This window comes from Paeniglutamicibacter sp. MACA_103 (genome assembly GCF_045798555.1).
Classification (GTDB): domain Bacteria; phylum Actinomycetota; class Actinomycetes; order Actinomycetales; family Micrococcaceae; genus Paeniglutamicibacter.
Window position 1 is genome coordinate 18,085 of record NZ_JBIXLN010000041.1, and the last position, 15,136, is coordinate 33,220.

At 67.1% G+C, this 15,136-nt stretch carries 15 protein-coding genes; 5 read left to right on the plus strand and 10 right to left on the minus strand.

The window, feature by feature from the left end; genetic code table 11:
• Positions 1-30: 30 nt before the first annotated feature.
• From ACIPVK_RS17160 to ACIPVK_RS17175, 4 genes are all read left to right on the plus strand, one after another.
• Complete coding sequence (locus tag ACIPVK_RS17160) at positions 31-315, plus strand: YciI family protein (RefSeq protein WP_407613196.1); 285 nt, start codon at positions 31-33, stop codon at positions 313-315.
• A gap of 38 nt (positions 316-353) precedes the next feature.
• Positions 354-1,409, plus strand: a complete 1,056-nt coding sequence (locus ACIPVK_RS17165; RefSeq protein WP_407613197.1) for an alcohol dehydrogenase catalytic domain-containing protein — start codon at positions 354-356, stop codon at positions 1,407-1,409.
• Between the two features lie 30 nt (positions 1,410-1,439).
• Positions 1,440-3,080, plus strand: a complete 1,641-nt coding sequence (locus ACIPVK_RS17170; protein WP_407613198.1) for an FAD-dependent oxidoreductase — start codon at positions 1,440-1,442, stop codon at positions 3,078-3,080.
• A gap of 94 nt (positions 3,081-3,174) precedes the next feature.
• Positions 3,175-3,945, plus strand: a complete 771-nt coding sequence (locus tag ACIPVK_RS17175; RefSeq protein WP_407613199.1) for an SDR family NAD(P)-dependent oxidoreductase — start codon at positions 3,175-3,177, stop codon at positions 3,943-3,945.
• Positions 3,946-3,981: 36 nt separating this feature from the next.
• Here the strand turns inward: ACIPVK_RS17175 and ACIPVK_RS17180 are convergent, their stop codons facing one another.
• The 7 genes from ACIPVK_RS17180 to ACIPVK_RS17210 all read right to left on the minus strand — a co-directional run bounded on the left by ACIPVK_RS17180 (position 3,982) and on the right by ACIPVK_RS17210 (position 11,483).
• Positions 3,982-4,107 carry a hypothetical protein gene (locus ACIPVK_RS17180; RefSeq protein ID WP_407613200.1) on the minus strand — a complete coding sequence of 42 codons (126 nt, stop codon included), beginning with the start codon at positions 4,105-4,107 and terminating at the stop codon, positions 3,982-3,984.
• A 394-nt stretch (positions 4,108-4,501) separates the two neighbouring features.
• Positions 4,502-6,121 carry an ABC transporter permease gene (locus ACIPVK_RS17185; RefSeq protein WP_407613201.1) on the minus strand — a complete coding sequence of 540 codons (1,620 nt, stop codon included), beginning with the start codon at positions 6,119-6,121 and terminating at the stop codon, positions 4,502-4,504.
• Positions 6,121-7,032 carry an ABC transporter ATP-binding protein gene (locus tag ACIPVK_RS17190; protein ID WP_407613202.1) on the minus strand — a complete coding sequence of 304 codons (912 nt, stop codon included), beginning with the start codon at positions 7,030-7,032 and terminating at the stop codon, positions 6,121-6,123. Before ACIPVK_RS17190 ends, ACIPVK_RS17185 begins: the two co-directional genes overlap by 1 nt.
• Before the next feature lie 35 nt (positions 7,033-7,067).
• The gene (locus ACIPVK_RS17195; RefSeq protein ID WP_407613203.1) at positions 7,068-7,520 is read right to left on the minus strand and encodes a universal stress protein; all 453 of its coding nucleotides are present in this window, start codon (positions 7,518-7,520) and stop codon (positions 7,068-7,070) included.
• Between the two features lie 117 nt (positions 7,521-7,637).
• Positions 7,638-8,933, minus strand: coding sequence for a glycosyltransferase (locus ACIPVK_RS17200; protein ID WP_407613204.1), 1,296 nt, complete (start codon positions 8,931-8,933; stop codon positions 7,638-7,640).
• 208 nt (positions 8,934-9,141) lie between these two features.
• Positions 9,142-10,149, minus strand: a complete 1,008-nt coding sequence (locus tag ACIPVK_RS17205; RefSeq protein ID WP_407613205.1) for a 2-hydroxyacid dehydrogenase — start codon at positions 10,147-10,149, stop codon at positions 9,142-9,144.
• A 5-nt stretch (positions 10,150-10,154) separates the two neighbouring features.
• Positions 10,155-11,483, minus strand: a complete 1,329-nt coding sequence (locus ACIPVK_RS17210; RefSeq protein ID WP_407613206.1) for a glucarate dehydratase family protein — start codon at positions 11,481-11,483, stop codon at positions 10,155-10,157.
• 102 nt (positions 11,484-11,585) lie between these two features.
• On the opposite strand from ACIPVK_RS17210, the gene ACIPVK_RS17215 reads away from it, so the two are divergent.
• Positions 11,586-12,533, plus strand: a complete 948-nt coding sequence (locus tag ACIPVK_RS17215; RefSeq protein WP_407613207.1) for a LysR family transcriptional regulator — start codon at positions 11,586-11,588, stop codon at positions 12,531-12,533.
• 2 nt (positions 12,534-12,535) lie between these two features.
• Here the strand turns inward: ACIPVK_RS17215 and ACIPVK_RS17220 are convergent, their stop codons facing one another.
• The 3 genes from ACIPVK_RS17220 to ACIPVK_RS17230 form a co-directional block, all read right to left on the minus strand.
• A complete protein-coding gene (locus tag ACIPVK_RS17220; RefSeq protein ID WP_407613208.1) occupies positions 12,536-12,871 on the minus strand; it encodes a nuclear transport factor 2 family protein in 336 nt (111 codons plus the stop codon).
• A gap of 54 nt (positions 12,872-12,925) precedes the next feature.
• On the minus strand, positions 12,926-13,738 hold the full coding sequence (locus tag ACIPVK_RS17225) for a MerR family transcriptional regulator (RefSeq protein ID WP_407613209.1): 813 nt from the start codon (positions 13,736-13,738) through the stop codon (positions 12,926-12,928).
• A 73-nt stretch (positions 13,739-13,811) separates the two neighbouring features.
• Positions 13,812-14,993 carry a mandelate racemase/muconate lactonizing enzyme family protein gene (locus ACIPVK_RS17230; RefSeq protein WP_407613210.1) on the minus strand — a complete coding sequence of 394 codons (1,182 nt, stop codon included), beginning with the start codon at positions 14,991-14,993 and terminating at the stop codon, positions 13,812-13,814.
• Positions 14,994-15,136: the final 143 nt, after the last annotated feature.

The window sequence follows — 15,136 nt, forward strand, 5'->3', positions numbered from 1 at the left end:
CCATTCATCCCCACCCAGGAGCGCACCATCATGAACACCTACGCCATCAGCTACACCTACTCCGCGCAGACCGCCGCCGACCGCGATACGGTCCGTCCCACCCACGTCGAGTTCCTGAAGGAACGCTTCAACGAGGGCCGGCTGCTGATCAGCGGTCCCGTCGACTCCGGGGCCGGGGCCCTGCTGGTCATCAGCGCGACCGACGAGGCGGACGCGCTGGCCCTGATGGATGAGGACCCCTTTGCCAAGGCCGGGCTGATTACCGAACGCGGCATCCGCCGCTGGGACGTCTTCTTCGGCAAGGACAAGCTCTAGGCCCCCGCCGGGGACCCGGACAGGACAAGGACGAAACCATGCTGAGAGCCCATACCGTGAGCCGCCGGAGCATCGAATTCCGCGAGGAAGATGTCCCGCACCTCACCCCCGGACATGCCCTGGTGCGCGTGCACCACGTGGCGCTGTGCGGCACCGACCTGCATATCTGGGACGACGACTACCCGAGCGAGTTGCCGCTGGTCCAGGGCCACGAATTCGTGGGCCGGATCGAGGCCATCGACTTCGGCACCGGGGACGGTACTGCCGGACCGGAAATCGGAACCGCGGTGGCGGTCAGCCCCATGGTCTACTGCAACGAGTGCGGGCCCTGCAAGGCCGGGCGCTTCAACGTCTGCGAGTCGATCTCCTGCCTGGGCTGCTACGAGGACGGTGCGCTGGCCGAGGTGGTGCGCGTGCCGGTCGACAAGCTCCATGTGCTGCCCGAGTCCATGCCGCCGAGGCTCGCCACGCTGGGCGAGCCCGGTTCGATCGCCATGCAGGCGGTCAACCGCGGCACCCCCGAGGCCGGGGAAACCGCCCTGGTGCTCGGCTGCGGACCCATCGGCCTGCTGGCCATCTTGTTCCTGAGCGAACGCGGCGTGAAGGTCATCGCCTCGGACCTCTCGGCCTCGCGGCTGGAGCTGGCGCGCGCCTTCGGGGCCGTGGCCACCCTGCAGGCAGGCTCCGGGCCGTTCCCCAGTCAGGAACAGCAGCAACAAATCGATGCCCTGTGCCCGCTCTCGGGCCCCACGCTGGTCATCGAGGCCACGGGCGTTCCCGCCTCGTTCGAGAACGCGGTCCGCCTGGCGGCCCCCACCGCGCGCATCGTGCAGGTGGGCATCTCCACGCATACCGCCGCCCTGTCCATGCGGGATGTGCCCTTCAAGGAACTCGACATCCGCGGCAGCCGCAACAGCCTGAACCTGATCCCGGCCGCCCTCGAGGTGCTCAACCGGCACCAGGACCTCGCCTACCAGTTGATCACCCACGGCTTCGAGCTGGAACAGCTCGACGAGGCGTTCAGGACCATGCTGGATCCGGCACAGGACGTCGGAAAAATCGTGATTGACATGCCCGCCGGCAATCCGGCCTAACGCACCGCCCAACCAGGAAAGCAGAAAACCATGATGTCCCCGAACACCTCCCTCGCCACGGCGCCCAAGGACCTTTTGGACCGCTACGACGTGGTGGTCATCGGCTCCGGGGCAGCCGGCCTGACGGCCGCGGTGCGGGCGGCCCACGACGGCGCCTGCGTGCTGGTGCTGGAAAAGGCCGGCCTGCTCGGCGGCACCAGCGCCGCGGGAGGCGGGGTCATCTGGGCGCCCAACAACCACCTCGCCGCCGAGGCGGGCTTTGCCGACTCGGCGCCCTTGGGCACCGCCTACGTGCGGGCCGCGGCCGGGCACGCCATGGAGGAAGCAGACATCGGATGGTTCGTCGCCACCGCGGCCGAGGCCGTCGAATTCCTTGACACCCACACCCGGGTGCAATTGGTGCCGTTGGCCCGTCCCGATTACCACATGGAATGGGACGGAGCGGCGGCCGGCGGACGCAGCCTGGACAACCTGCCCTGGGCGGATACCGACCACCCGGGACTCTCCGGGCTCCTGCGCCCGCCAAGCTATTTCCCGCTGCTGAGCATGATCGAACGCGACACCCTCAACGGGCGGGCCCCGGATGCCGAATTGCTGCGCCAGCGGGCGGAAAACGGGGTGCGCACCATGGGTGGCGCCCTGGTCGGGTCCCTGGCCGCCAGTGCCCTGGACCTGGGCGTCACGCTGGTGCCCAACGCCCCGGTGACGGAGATGGTGCGCGGGTCCGCGGGCTGGAACCTGGTGGTGGACGGCCGCGTGGAGGTGGGTGCCGATGCGGTGGTCATCGCCTCGGGAGGGTTCGAATTCAATGCCCGCCTGCGCGAAGCCTTCCTTCCCTTGCCCGTGACGCCCATCGGGGCGCCGTCCAACGAGGGCGACGGCCTGGAATTGGCGTTGGCCGCCGGGGCCACCGTGCGGGACATGACGGCGGTATGGGGCGTACCGGTGATCACCCCGCCGACCGCGCATTACGGGGGCAAGCCCTCCGGGCGCATGGCCAACGTGGAAATGACGCTGCCGGGTTCCATCACGGTCAATGCCTCCGGCCGTCGCTTCGTCAACGAGGCACTGAACTACCACGATGTCTCGCGCGTCTTCGCGAATATCGACCCGGTGACAAGCAAGCAGCAAAACAACCCGGCCTGGCTCGTGTTCGACACGACCTACCTGGAAAAGTATCCCGTCGCCGGATCCACCCCCGGGGTACGGGCCGACTGGATGGAGTCCGCCGCGACCCTGGAGGAGCTGGCCCGCAACACCGGGATCGACGCCGAGGCGTTGGCGCAGACGGTGCGCAGGTTCAACCTTGACGCCGCGGAAGGCATCGACAGCGAATTCGGGCGCGGGTCCAGCGAACAGGACCGCCACCTGGGCGATGGCTCCAACCTGCCGAACCCCTGCCTGGCTCCGTTGCTGCGCGCCCCGTTCTACGCCGTGGCGCTGCACGCGGGCATGCTCGGGACCTCCGGCGGACTTGCCACCAACCAGGACGGGCAGGTCATGGATCGGCATGGCGAGCCGATTGACGGGCTCTACGCCGCGGGGAACGTTGCCGCGAGCGTGTTCCGCAACAACTATCCGGGCGGAGGGGCCACGCTCGGCTCCGCCGTCACCCGGGCCTATGCGGCGGGACGGCATCTTTCGGCCAAACGCCTGGGTTCGGCCACGTAACGACATACCCGCGCCCGCGAACTTGCCCACTGTGTGCCCACTGCTCGTCCGCCACCGGAATCTTCCGGTGCCCTCCGAATGTGAAGGAATCCCCATGAACGAATACGTTGGTGTGCCCCTGGCCGATTCCGGTCCCTGGCCTGGCCGTTTCACCGACCGCGTCATCCTGGTCTCCGGGGCTTCGGGCGGACTGGGCTCCGCGGCGGTTCAGCGGCTGCGCGCGGAGGGTGCCACCGTGGTGGCCACCGACGTCTCGGTCCCCGCCCTGCCAGATGGGGACATCGGGCTTTCGCTGTCCCTGGATGTCACCGACCCCGTGGCCTGGACCCGGGTGGTGGAACAAACCCTCGAGGCCTTCGGGCGGCTCGACGGCGCGTTGTTCTGCCATGGCGTCCAGGGTCCGGAGTCCCCAGTGGGAGAGGTGCCGCTTGACGGCTGGGCACGCACCCTGGATATCAACCTGACCGGTTGCTTCCATGGCCTGCAGGCCTTGGTGCCGGTGATGCGTTCGGCGGGGTACGGGCGCATCGCGATGCTTTCCTCGATCGCCGGCCGGGACGGCAACGAGAACATGGCGGCATACTCCGTGTCGAAGGCGGGACTGATTGCCCTGGGCAAGTCGACGGCCAAGGAAACGGCACGCTTCGGGATCTCGATCAACTGTGTGGCTCCTTCCATGTTCCAGACACCGCTCCTGAAGGACCTGAGTCCCGAGCGCAATGAGGCCTTGCTCGCGCGGGTGCCCATGGGTCGCATCGGGTATCCGGCGGAATTTGCCGCGTTGGCCACGTGGCTGCTTTCGACCGAAGCCAGTTACATGACGGGGCAGACGCTGGACCTCAGCGGCGGACGCAACAGTGCCTAGCGTGCACCCGCCGACCGGGGTGCCGGGGAGCGGGTCTCAGAGACCGTGTTCCAGGAGGTCCAGGAGGTCCAGGAGGTCCAGGAGTTGGGCGCGCATGCGCCCGGCGTCCGGTTCGAGCCCGGTGATCAGCGCGAATGCGTCAACGGCCTGGCCCACAGCCATGTGCCCGCCATCCAGCGTGCGGCATCCGGCGGCACGGGCGGCGATGAGCAGGGAGACATCGATCGGCGTTCCCGGGTTCTAGTGCACGCCCACCGGGGTGGCGTTGACCAATCCGTTGGAGGCGGCCAACTCGGCCGGCACCTCATCCGGGGTCCCGCGGAGACGGTCGAACCGGGGACGGTTACCGACAGCGCCGCGACCCGTTCGGCAACGCGGGCCGGGTCCAGGTCCACGAGCAACAGGAGCGTGTGAAAGACGTCGGTCAGCGTCAGCAGAATCAGTCCTGCCCCGGTGACTGTTCCCACGATGTCAGCGAAGTCCATGTCTCAGCATACGGTCGGGGGGACGTCGGGGCCCGTCCGGCTCTCCTCAGTCTTGCCCGTGGTGTCCCGCCTCAAGCCGAAAGATCGCGTTTACCGATCAGGAAGGCGGCTAGGCCGGCTCCCAGCAAGGCGACGGCACCCATCATCCAGGCCCCCGCGGGGTCGAAGGGCTCCAACGGCATCGCGGCGGAATGCCGGAACGGACTCAAATCCTGCAGCCACACGGGCAACCCCAGCAGCTCGCCGAACTGGCCCAGGACCAGGCCGACCGCCAGCATGCCCCATCCCGCCGGAATGCTGATCCCGGGGACGACGGCGAAGACCAGGACGGTTGCCGAAATGAAGACGGCCGCCGCCGGGACGTGTGACAGGGCGGCCAGCAGCATCAGGCCGGGATCGCCGGACCCCGCCCCCGACAACGAGAGACCGATGGCCGCTGCCGAGCCCGCGACCACGGCCACCGCCACCGCCGACGCGGCGGCAAGGACGGCGTTCGCCCCGAGCCAGCGTGCCCGGGACCGCGCGGTGGAGAGCAGCAGTTCCGCCCGTCCCTCCGTTTCCTCCACCCGAAGCCGCAACACGGTCTGGATGCCGGCCGCCGCGGCGAGAATGCCGACGACGCCGAGCAATGCGGTGGCGAACACGTCAATGATCTCCACCTGGCTTCCGGGTACCAGCCTGCCAATCAATGCGCGCAGCGAGTCATTGCCGGAAACCGCATCGGCGACAACCGGTCCGAAACCGCCGGCGATGCCTCCCAGCGTTGCCGCCCCGACGCACCAACCAACAAGTGTGGGCCGTTGAAGCCGCCAGGCCAAGCCCAGCAAGGAGGCGCCGCCAAGTCCCGCATGTTCCCTGCCCGCACGTTCGGGCAGCAGGCTGGCATCCAGATCCCTGTGGTGCCTGATCAACATCGCGGCCGCTGCCAGCACCAGCGCGATCCCGGCCAGGACCAGGAGCGGGGCAGGTTCCGCGGCGGAAAAGGGCCGGGAACGCTGGCCCCAGCCGATCGGCGAGAGCAGTGAAATCCAGTGGCCGGTGACCCGCGTGAGGTCTGCGCCGGGGGTTCCCAAGGCATCGCCCACGCCGCGCAGAAGGTACGCCGCGCCGACCAACCCGGCTGCCGCGCCGTTTGCGCTGCGCCCCGAGGGCATGACCTGGGCCACCGTGGACGCGAGCCCCACGTAGAAGAGGCCCACCGCCCCCACGGCGGCCCCGGCAGTCACCGAGCCCACGAGGGGCAGCCCCGCCGCAATGAAACCGCCGGCAACTGCCGCAGCCAGGGCAAGGTTCGCGGCAGTGCCGAGCAGAAGCGTAGACGCCAGCGGTGTGGCCCGCCGGTGCGGGGTCGACCCGATGAGTTCGGCGCGGCCCAGTTCCTCGTCGGCACGCGTATGGCGGATGACCAAAAAGGTGCTCATCAGTCCCGCGAGCACTGCCGTGAAGGCATACCCCTGGAAGAACACCACCGCACCGAGGCTTGTGCCGTCGGGCAGCCCGCGAACAAACAGGAAGGCAGGGTTGGCCGCGGCCACGGCGATGATCGCGGTCCGCTCCGATTCGCCACCGAACTGGCTGGAAACGGCGCTGGCCGTGAAAAATCCCAGCAAGGCGATTCCGAGGATCCAGAGGGGCAGCAGCACCCGCTCCCTCCGCGCCTGGCCGAGCGCCAGGCGGATCAGGCCCGGCATCAGAGCGCCTGCCCGTTCCGGTCGCCGTAGTGCCGAAGGAACAACGACTCCAGCGACGGCGGGGAAACCGCCAGGCCGCTGGGGCCCGACGCGGCAACGAGGGGCAGCACGGATCCAAGGTCTGCGGCGTCGACATCAAACTCCAGGACGTCGCCCCGTCGGTGGATGTTCAGCACGCCGGGCAGCTCCACCATCCGGGCGGCATTGTCGGCGCCTTCAATCCTGAAGTGGGTGAGCTTCAGATGCCTCAAGTCCTCCAGGGTCCCAGTTTCGACCGCCCGGCCGGAGCGGATGATCGTCACCCGGTTGCACAGCTGCTCGACCTCGCTGAGGATGTGGCTGGAGAGCAGGATCGTCGCACCCTCGGAAGCAACCCGCCGGATATGGCGCCGGAAGACGGTATCCATCAGCGGATCCAGGCCGGCACTGGGCTCGTCCAGCAGATAAAGGCGTGCGGGGCACGCAAGCGCCGCGATCAACGAGGCCTTCTGCCGATTGCCCTTGGAATAGGTGCGGGCCTTGCGCCGCGGGTCAAATTCAAAGTCCTCGACCAGTCGGCGGAGCAGTGCCCGGTCCGCGCCGCCGCGCAGGGACGTCAACAAGTCAATGACCTCGCCTCCGGACAGGTTCGGCCACAGACTTACGTCCCCGGGCACATAGGCGATGTCCCGGTGGGTCGTGACCGGCTCCTGCCAGGGGTCCAATCCGAAGACACGGACGGAACCGGATGTCGGTCGAATCAGGCCGAGCAGCACCCTGAGGGTCGTTGACTTGCCCGCGCCGTTCGGCCCCAGGAATCCGTGGATTTCCCCGGCCGAGACGCTGAGGTCCAGGGAATCGAGAGCCCGCTTCCGGCCAAAGTCCTTGGTGAGGGACCTGACCTCAACCACCGCATCGGGTGTTGCACTCATGGTAGACCTGCTGCTTCCGCCCTGTGATCGGCGCGCTAGTGGCTGTTTCCGTCGTCCCGGCTGTGAACCACCAGGACGGGGCACTTGGCGTGGGCGATGCAGGATGCGCTGACCGAGCCGATCAACAGCTTGCCCAGCTTGCCGTGTCCGCGTCTTCCCACGACAAGGAAGTCGGCATTCCCGCTGGCCTTGACGAGTGCGGATTTTGGGTCGCCCTGGATCAGGTTGATCGTGACGTGTGGTGGCACGTCGGGCCCGAACACCGTCCTCACCGCTTGTGTCACGACCTTCTCCGCGCTTTCGCGAAACCCTTCGATGCCCATGAGCACGTAGCCGTCATACATGCGGGGATTCTCCCAGCAGCCGACCGCCTCGATCAGGGCGTTCAGGGAACGTGCGAGGTTCCCGGCCTGGCGCAGGGCTTCGAGGGATGCCTCCGATCCATCGACGCCCACGATGATCTTCTGAGTTCCGGATTCCTGCCCCATGAAAGTCCCCGATGTTCGCTGGTTGGTCCCTTCACCGTACCCGCGGCGCCCGGCCATGCGTAGGGAAGCGGCGCAACGATTGGGCCAACATCCTTGGGTGGGCGCGCCTGCCGGGAGTTAGGCGTCGGTGGCGGCCGCACCGGCGATCTGCTCCAGGACCTGCACCCCGGCGGCGAGGCCGTTCTCGGCGCGGATGGCGGCGCCCACCTCCTGGGCACGGGAGGCGTAGGAGTCGGTGTGGACGAGGTCGCCCAGACGGTCGGCCAGGCCCGTGCGCAGGTTCCTGGCCGGGAGCGGGGCGGGTCCGGCGCCGAGCGCGTGGACGCGCGCGCCCCAGAACGGCTGGTCGCCCAGGAACGGCACGACCAGCGTCGGGCGACCGGCCCGGAGACCGGCGGCGGTCGAGCCCGCACCGCCGTGGTGCACGACCGCCGCGACCCGCTCGAAGAGCCATTCGTGGGGCGCGCCCTCCAGCACCAGGACGTCGTCGGTTCCGGCCCGACCGGGGGCGATGCCGCCCCACCCGGTCGCGACGATCCCGCGCAGGCCGTGAACCCGCAGCGCGGCCAGGATGGCGTCCCGGCGCCCGTCCGCTCCCTTGCCGAAGCCCATGGAGCCGAACCCGACATAGACCGGGGGCTCCCCGGCCGCGAGGAAGTCCGCCAGGTCCGCGGGCGGCTCCCAGACATCCTGGTCGGCGTGTTCCGCGAACCAGTAGCCGGTGACATGGGCCGAAGGCGGATAGTCCGCGGGGACCGGTACAACGTGCCGGCTGTACGGGTACAGGACGTGGACCGGACTGCCGTCCGGATTCCGCAGGGGGTCCGCGAGGCGGCCGACGCGACCCAGGCCGACGCGACCCAGGCCGATCTCGCGCCGGAAGTCATTGACCATGCCGCCGTACATGGCACCGGCCATCCGCCTGAACCCATAGGTTGCGCGGTTTCCCCACGCCCCGAGGGAGGCGCCGCCGAAGAGCGGCATGGCGTGGGCACGCGTCGGGGTGAAGAACGGCAGCGGGAGGGACAGCACGCCGGGCACGCCCAGTGCCTCGGCGATGTGCGCCCCGGCGAGGCACTTGGGGTGGTGCACGACCACGTCCGGGCGCGCCGACTGTGCGGCGGCCCAGCACTCCGCGTTCAGCTCGCGCATCGCGGAGGTCATGATCCCCAGTGTTCGCAACGCATCCAGGGGGCCACTGAGTTCGGGCATGACATCCCGGAGCAGGCGCAGCATCGTGGAACCGGCCCGGTGGTGCGTGATGGTCCCGGGGCCGCCGTGCGGCACCAGGTCGGCGAAGCCCGCGGGGACGGCGAGGGTGACATCGTGGCCCGCGCGGGCGAGCGCACCGGCGAGGGCGGCGTAGGGCTGGATGTCGCCGCGGGTGCCAAACGACATGATCAATACGCGCAAGGCAGGTTCCTCCGGACGGGTACCGCGCTCACCCGGCGGCGCGGCGGCAGGTCCGCCGACCGGGTTTCCGGGCACACCGCCAATGCTACCCCCGCGTCGGCGGCCTCAATCCGGTGGCGGGTCCCGGTCGGATTCGGAGGTGTTCCGGCCTGTCAGGTGCCTCAATCGCGCTATCGGCAGACTTCGGATGGTTTCACCCGGGACGCCATCAGAGCGGAAGCGGTGGCGCCGCCCGCGGATCTGGTCCGCTGCCGACGATGTTGCTCAGCGTCCGGCCTTCCTTGAACGCGTTGATATTCCGGGCGATTTCCGTCGCGCGACGGGCGAATGTCTGCCCGGCATGGCCCGAATGGTGCGGCGTTGCCATGACATGGGGCAGGGCCGCGAAACGCGACACCGATTCGGGTGCGTCGGTTCCGTCGGGAGCCTCCCACCAAACATCAAGGGCCGCGCCTCCAATCTCTCCCTTCACAAGTGCCTCGTAGAGCGCCTCCTCGTCAACGATGTCTCCGCGGGAGACATTGATGAGCAGGGCATCGCTGCGCATCTGCTCGAGCTGGGTGGTTCCCATCAGGCCTCGCGTTTCATCCGTCAGCGGCAGGCAGAGGACGACCACGTCGCAGACCGCCAGCAACTCGGGAAGGGCGCCCATTGGCTTGACCCACTTCAGGTTGGCGTGGGCCTCCTGCGTGGTTGCGGGGTTTCGGCGCACGGCCACTGCCGTCATTCCCAGTCCGGTGCAGAGGCGCACCGCCTCGGTGCCGATCCCGCCAAGTCCCACGAACCCGATCGTGAGTTCATCCAGAGTCCGGTGCAGGGCGGTATTTGTTTCGGTGGCCACCGACCGCCACTTGCCGGAGCGCATCTGTTCCGTCACGGAGAGTAGCCGGCGTTGGTGTGCCAGCACCGCCATCAGGATGTGTTCGGCGATCGAGCGCTCGTGGTGGGAAGTCCGCGAAACCACCGTCTCGATTGGGAGGTCGGCGATGGCAACGCGGTCGGCACCGGAACCGGTGATGTGCACGAACCCGGCGGTGCAGGCAGCTGCATCGCGGGCACTTAGCTTCGCGCACACCAACACCTCGGCACGGGCAATGGCTTCGGATTGAGCCTCGGGGGAAAGAGCGGCCACGAAGTCCCATTCGTTGCCGGGGGCCGTTTCCTGCAGCAGGCTCGCAAACCTGGAGATGATGGGGTCGGTGACGACAATGCGCATGGCGTTCACCAGCGCGGGGTGGTGAGCTTGAAGTCCGGCTGGATGCTTTGCATGTAGGTGGTGTCGTCGCGTTTGGTCAGTCCGCAATCCAGGTACTGCTGGTGCATCCGGGCCAGCGCCTCCTCGTCGAGTTCCACGCCGAGCCCCGGCTTGGTGGAAACCTTGACCGAGCCGCCGCTGATTTCCAGGGCCCCGGGGACGATCACGTCATCGCCGGCCAGCTTCCAGGGCCAATGGGTGTCGCAGGCGTAGTCGATGTTCCTGGTGGCGGCTGCCAGCTGGATCATCGCGGCAAAGCTGATGCCAAGGTGCGAGTTCGAGTGCATGGACAGGCCAAGCTTGAAGGTCTCGGCAATGCCGGCCAACGCTTGCGAGCGCCGCAGCCCACCCCAGAAGTGGTGGTCGGAGAGGACGACATCCACGGCGCCCGCGGCGATGGCCGGCGGCACGTCTTTGAAGGACACCACGCACATGTTGGTGGCGATGGGCAGGTCGACTGCGGCGCGGACCGCTGCGTTTTCTTCGATGGACAGGCACGGGTCCTCGAGGTATTCCAACACCTTTTCCAGGCGTTTGCCGACGTTGATGGCGGTCTCGACGGTCCACACGCCATTGGGGTCAATGCGCAGCGGCATCTCGGGGAACGCTTCGCGCAGGGCCTCGATCGTGGCAGCCTCGATTTCCGGTTCGAAGACCCCGCCCTTGAGCTTGAGCGCGGTGAAACCGTAGTCGTTGACCATCTTGCGGGCCTGGGCCACGATTCCTGCCGGGTCCAGGGCCTCGCCCCAGGCATCGGGTGCATGGCCCGGGTGTCCCGCCCATTTGTAGAAGAGGTAGCCGCTGAATGCGACCTCGTCGCGCACGGCTCCACCCAGCAGCGTGCTGACCGGAACGCCGAGTGCCTTGCCCTGGATATCGAGGCAGGCCACGTCGAATGCCGACAGGACCCGGTCCTCCAACGAGGTGGTGGTGACCATACCGCCGGTTCCGTGCCCGCCGAGGCCCGAATCCTCACGCAGGGATTCGGTCACGAGGGCAGAGATCTGGTTGATGTTGAAGGCGTCGGCTCCGACCAGCAGCGCAGCCGCGCGGTTCAGCCGGGCCACGTGGGCCTCGTCGCCGTAGGTCTCACCCAGTCCATAGAGACCGTCCTCCGTGCGAATGACCACGATGGCGCGCAGTGCGAAGGGTTCGTGCACGCCCACGGAGTTCAGCAACGGGGGATCGGCGAATGCCACGGGAGTCACGCTGACCTCGGTGATGCGGCAACGGTTCGCGGCGGTTGCGACGGGATCGAGGGTGGAGAGCGAGAGGTCTGGATTGGATTCCGACATTTGGGGGCTCCGTATCAATGGGGTGGTTAGACTCACCCTAGGAGCTTGCATCGATGCATGTCCAAGCTAAAAATGACAACCAATCATTCAAGGAGTGAATCGATGTTTTCGCTGATCCAGCTCGAATCATTCGTCGCGGTGGCCGAGGAATTGCACTTCGGTGCAGCCGCGGACCGGCTGAACATGACCCAGCCGCCGCTGAGCCGGCAGATCCAACTCCTTGAACGCGAGCTCCAGGCCCAGCTCTTCATCCGCAACTCCCGGCGCGTGGAGCTCACTGCGGCAGGTCGGGTCCTGCTGCCCAATGCCAGGCGGATCCTCGACCTGAGCGCCAAGACCAGTTTGGAGGTCTCCCGGGTGGCCACCGGCGACGCCGGAACCGTGGTCATCGGCTATACGGCCGTTGCCGGCCAAGCCGTGCTGCCGGACTTGTTGGCCCTGGCCCACAAGCGCTTGCCGAACGTCACCCTGGTGCTGCGTGAGGCCGTCTCCGTCGAGCAGCTGGAGGCCCTGAGCAAGGGTGCGATCGACATCGGGATCCTGCGCCCGATCGTCACGCGACCCGGCGTGGTCACGCAACTCATCAAGAAGGACCGGTTGGTGGTGGCACTTCCGGAGGGCCACCACCTGGCCACCGGCAAGGGCGTGTTCATCAAGGAACTCGTGGGCCTGCCGCTGATGATGTATTCGACGGGCGAGGCCCGATACTTCTACGACCTGGTGCTCCGCCTTTTCGACTCAGTCGGGGCGCGGCCAAACATCGCCCAGATCGCCAGCCAGATCCCGGCATTGTTGGCGTTGGTGGCCGCCGGCCTGGGAGTCACGCTGGTTCCGGCAACGGCCATGGAATTCACCCCGCGCGGAGTGGTGTTCGAGGAAATCACCGGGGCCAACGGGCTGTCGAACCTGAACCATTCGGACATGTACCTCGCCTGGGACGAGTCGTCCACCAACCCGGCCGCGGAAATGCTGCGCAAGATCTTCCTGGAATCGCTCGCTCCGGAAGCCAGGGAGCCCAGCGATTCGACTGACCCGAAGAAAACGTCCTGAGCTCAGGCAGTGATCTGCAATGAGCTGATCAGCCCGGTGGTGCTCCGCGTGAACTCGTGGCGCAGGTCCACGGGGCTGCCGGGGAAATTGCCTTCCAATCGAATGATGGCGACGGCGACGTCTTCGGTCCGACTGCTTGCGATACACGTTGAGATGATCGTGAATTCGCTTGCGGGTCCGGTGAGCCAGCCGAGGATCTCGTTGTGCCCGGTGTAGCTTCGGCCATCGTCGAAGACCTTGGCGTCAGGGGTGAACACGGTGACGACTTGGGTCTTGTCGCTTCCTTCCATGAGGTCGAAGTATGTTGCTGCTGAAGTGAAAAGGTCTTTGCTGTTCATGCTTCAACCCTCGCCCTTCCCCTACGGGGAGAGTCAAACCGCATGCTCCATCTGCTAGGCAATGGCGCGGATCGGCCAGCCGATCTCGGTGACCGTTTCTTGCGAACCGCCCGGCAACCCTTCGAGGTAGGTTTCCCGGATGGGGCCGTCAACGCTGATGCCATGGCGGGCGACATAGCGTCCCAGTGCCCCATAGACCTCCAAGATCGTGTCGTCGCTTCCCCGGTGCGTCGCCATGGCGACGTCAATTGCAGGCAAGGGCTCTGCCCTGGCTCGCCCGGGCAGAAGCGTCGCCAATGAATGGGTTGGAAAGAAGAGGGCTGCCTGTCCACGCTCGTCCAGGAAGAGCTCGGTGTCCCACATGCCGCCACGTGGTCCGCTGGGAATCACGCTGGTTGTGGCTATCAGGAAATCCAGCTCCTCCATGGCCTGGGTGAACCAGTTTCCGAGATCGGAGAGGTTGATCGTTTCGCGGATGACCACCGCATTGATCGGCGGCAGTCGTCGCTGCATGACTTCGAACGGAACCTTCGATGGATCGAGCATGCTCCGTAGGGAGGCCACCGCGGAGCGGGTCGCCTCGAGCTGGACCTCCATCCTTGCCAAGTGCCCCTCGATCAGATGATCCCGATCCGGGCTGTCCGGCGCCGAGAGGATAGCTCGAACCAAGTCGACCGGCATATCCAGCGCACGGAAGTTGCGGATCACCTGGGCGTCAGAGACTTGTCCAGCCTCGTAGAAACGGTACCCATTCGAGGGATCGATGCGTGCCGGCAGGAGCAGGCCGACCTGGTGGTAGAAGCGCAAGGTCTTTGCGCTCAATTTGGTTGCCCGCGAAAAATCGCCAATGGACATTGAAGCACTCATGGGTCCATCATCAACCTTCCTCTGGGGGGAAGGTCCACCAGTGGTGTGCGCGCCGCCGCCGGAGTTTCCGCCGCTACCGCTCACCCCGTCCCGCCGGGTCTCGCGCGCCCAAGAGGCGGCTGTCGATCAGGTGCCTTTCGAGCACCTCCATGTCCGGGGTGAATCCAAGTCCCGGGATGTCAGGTAGGTCCAGGGTTGCCCGGGCGGCATGCAAGGGATGCAGGTGCTCGTCCCAGATGAGCAGCGGGACTTCCAGCTGGACCTCCCGGGACATGGCGGCGATGAACTGGGCGGTCGCAACCTGCGCCGGTCCGTAGTAGAAACAGTGGGGCACCACCACCGCCGCGTCGGTGCGGGGCGACAGGTAACGCAGCATGGCGCTGAATCCGCCGATCTTGCCGATGCTCGGCTGGGCCACGGACAGGGCACCGGCGGCGAGCGCGGCATCCAGGGCCTCGGCGCCGGAAGCGTTTTCGCCGCCGGCCAGCGCAATTCCCCGGGCGGCCAGTCGGCGATGGGCATCGAGGTCGTCCGGCGGCCACAGCGGCTCCTCCAGCCAGCGCAGGTTCAACGGCAGGAAGGAATCGATGGCGGCCGCCGCGTCCGCTTCATTCCACCGACAATTGACGTCCACCATCAGCGGCGCGGCGGCCCCCGCCTGTGCCCGGGCCGCGGCAACGGCCGGGTAGCTGGACTCATGCAGCTTGAATGCCTCAAAACCCAGACCCTGGGCACGGGAAATCTGCAGGGTCACCTCTCTCGGGTCTTCCCCGTAATGCACCAGGCTGGCGTAGGCCCGGACTCTGTTCCGTGCCACCGGGTTGAGCAGCTGCCGCAGGGGTTTGCCGGCAATTTGCGCCCTGATGTCCCACAGGGCGATGTCGAGGGCGGAAATGGCATAGAGGACCGGGCCGGTGCGGCCAAAGGCATGGAAGGCGCGTTGGGCCTGGTCGTTGAGTGCTTCCGGATCCGCGGGCTTGTTCAGGTAGAACGGGGCGACGAGCGATTCGAGCGCGGCCCAGGTGACGTCGTTGACCTTGTGGCCGAAGGCCTCGCCCCAGCCGATGAGGCCTTCGCTGGTTGTCACCTTGACCATGAGGGATTCCATGGATGTGAAGGTGCGCGAGGAGGCATTGAACTCATCGATGCTCTCGTTGCCGGGCTCCGCGCTGCGGGCCGCGTTGAAGGGCATTCGCACCCGGAGCAGCTGAACCGATTCAATGGTTTGTTCGGCTCGCGGATCTGACGCTGGCATGCGGGTGCTCCATTTGAAGGATTGGTTTTGCGTGGCAGATATCGGGGCGGACATGAGGCTTCCCACTTCACCCGAATATAGGGTCGGGCCCGATGGTTGTCTAGGACCAACACTGGATTGCCCGCAACAGGTTCCGGCCGGGA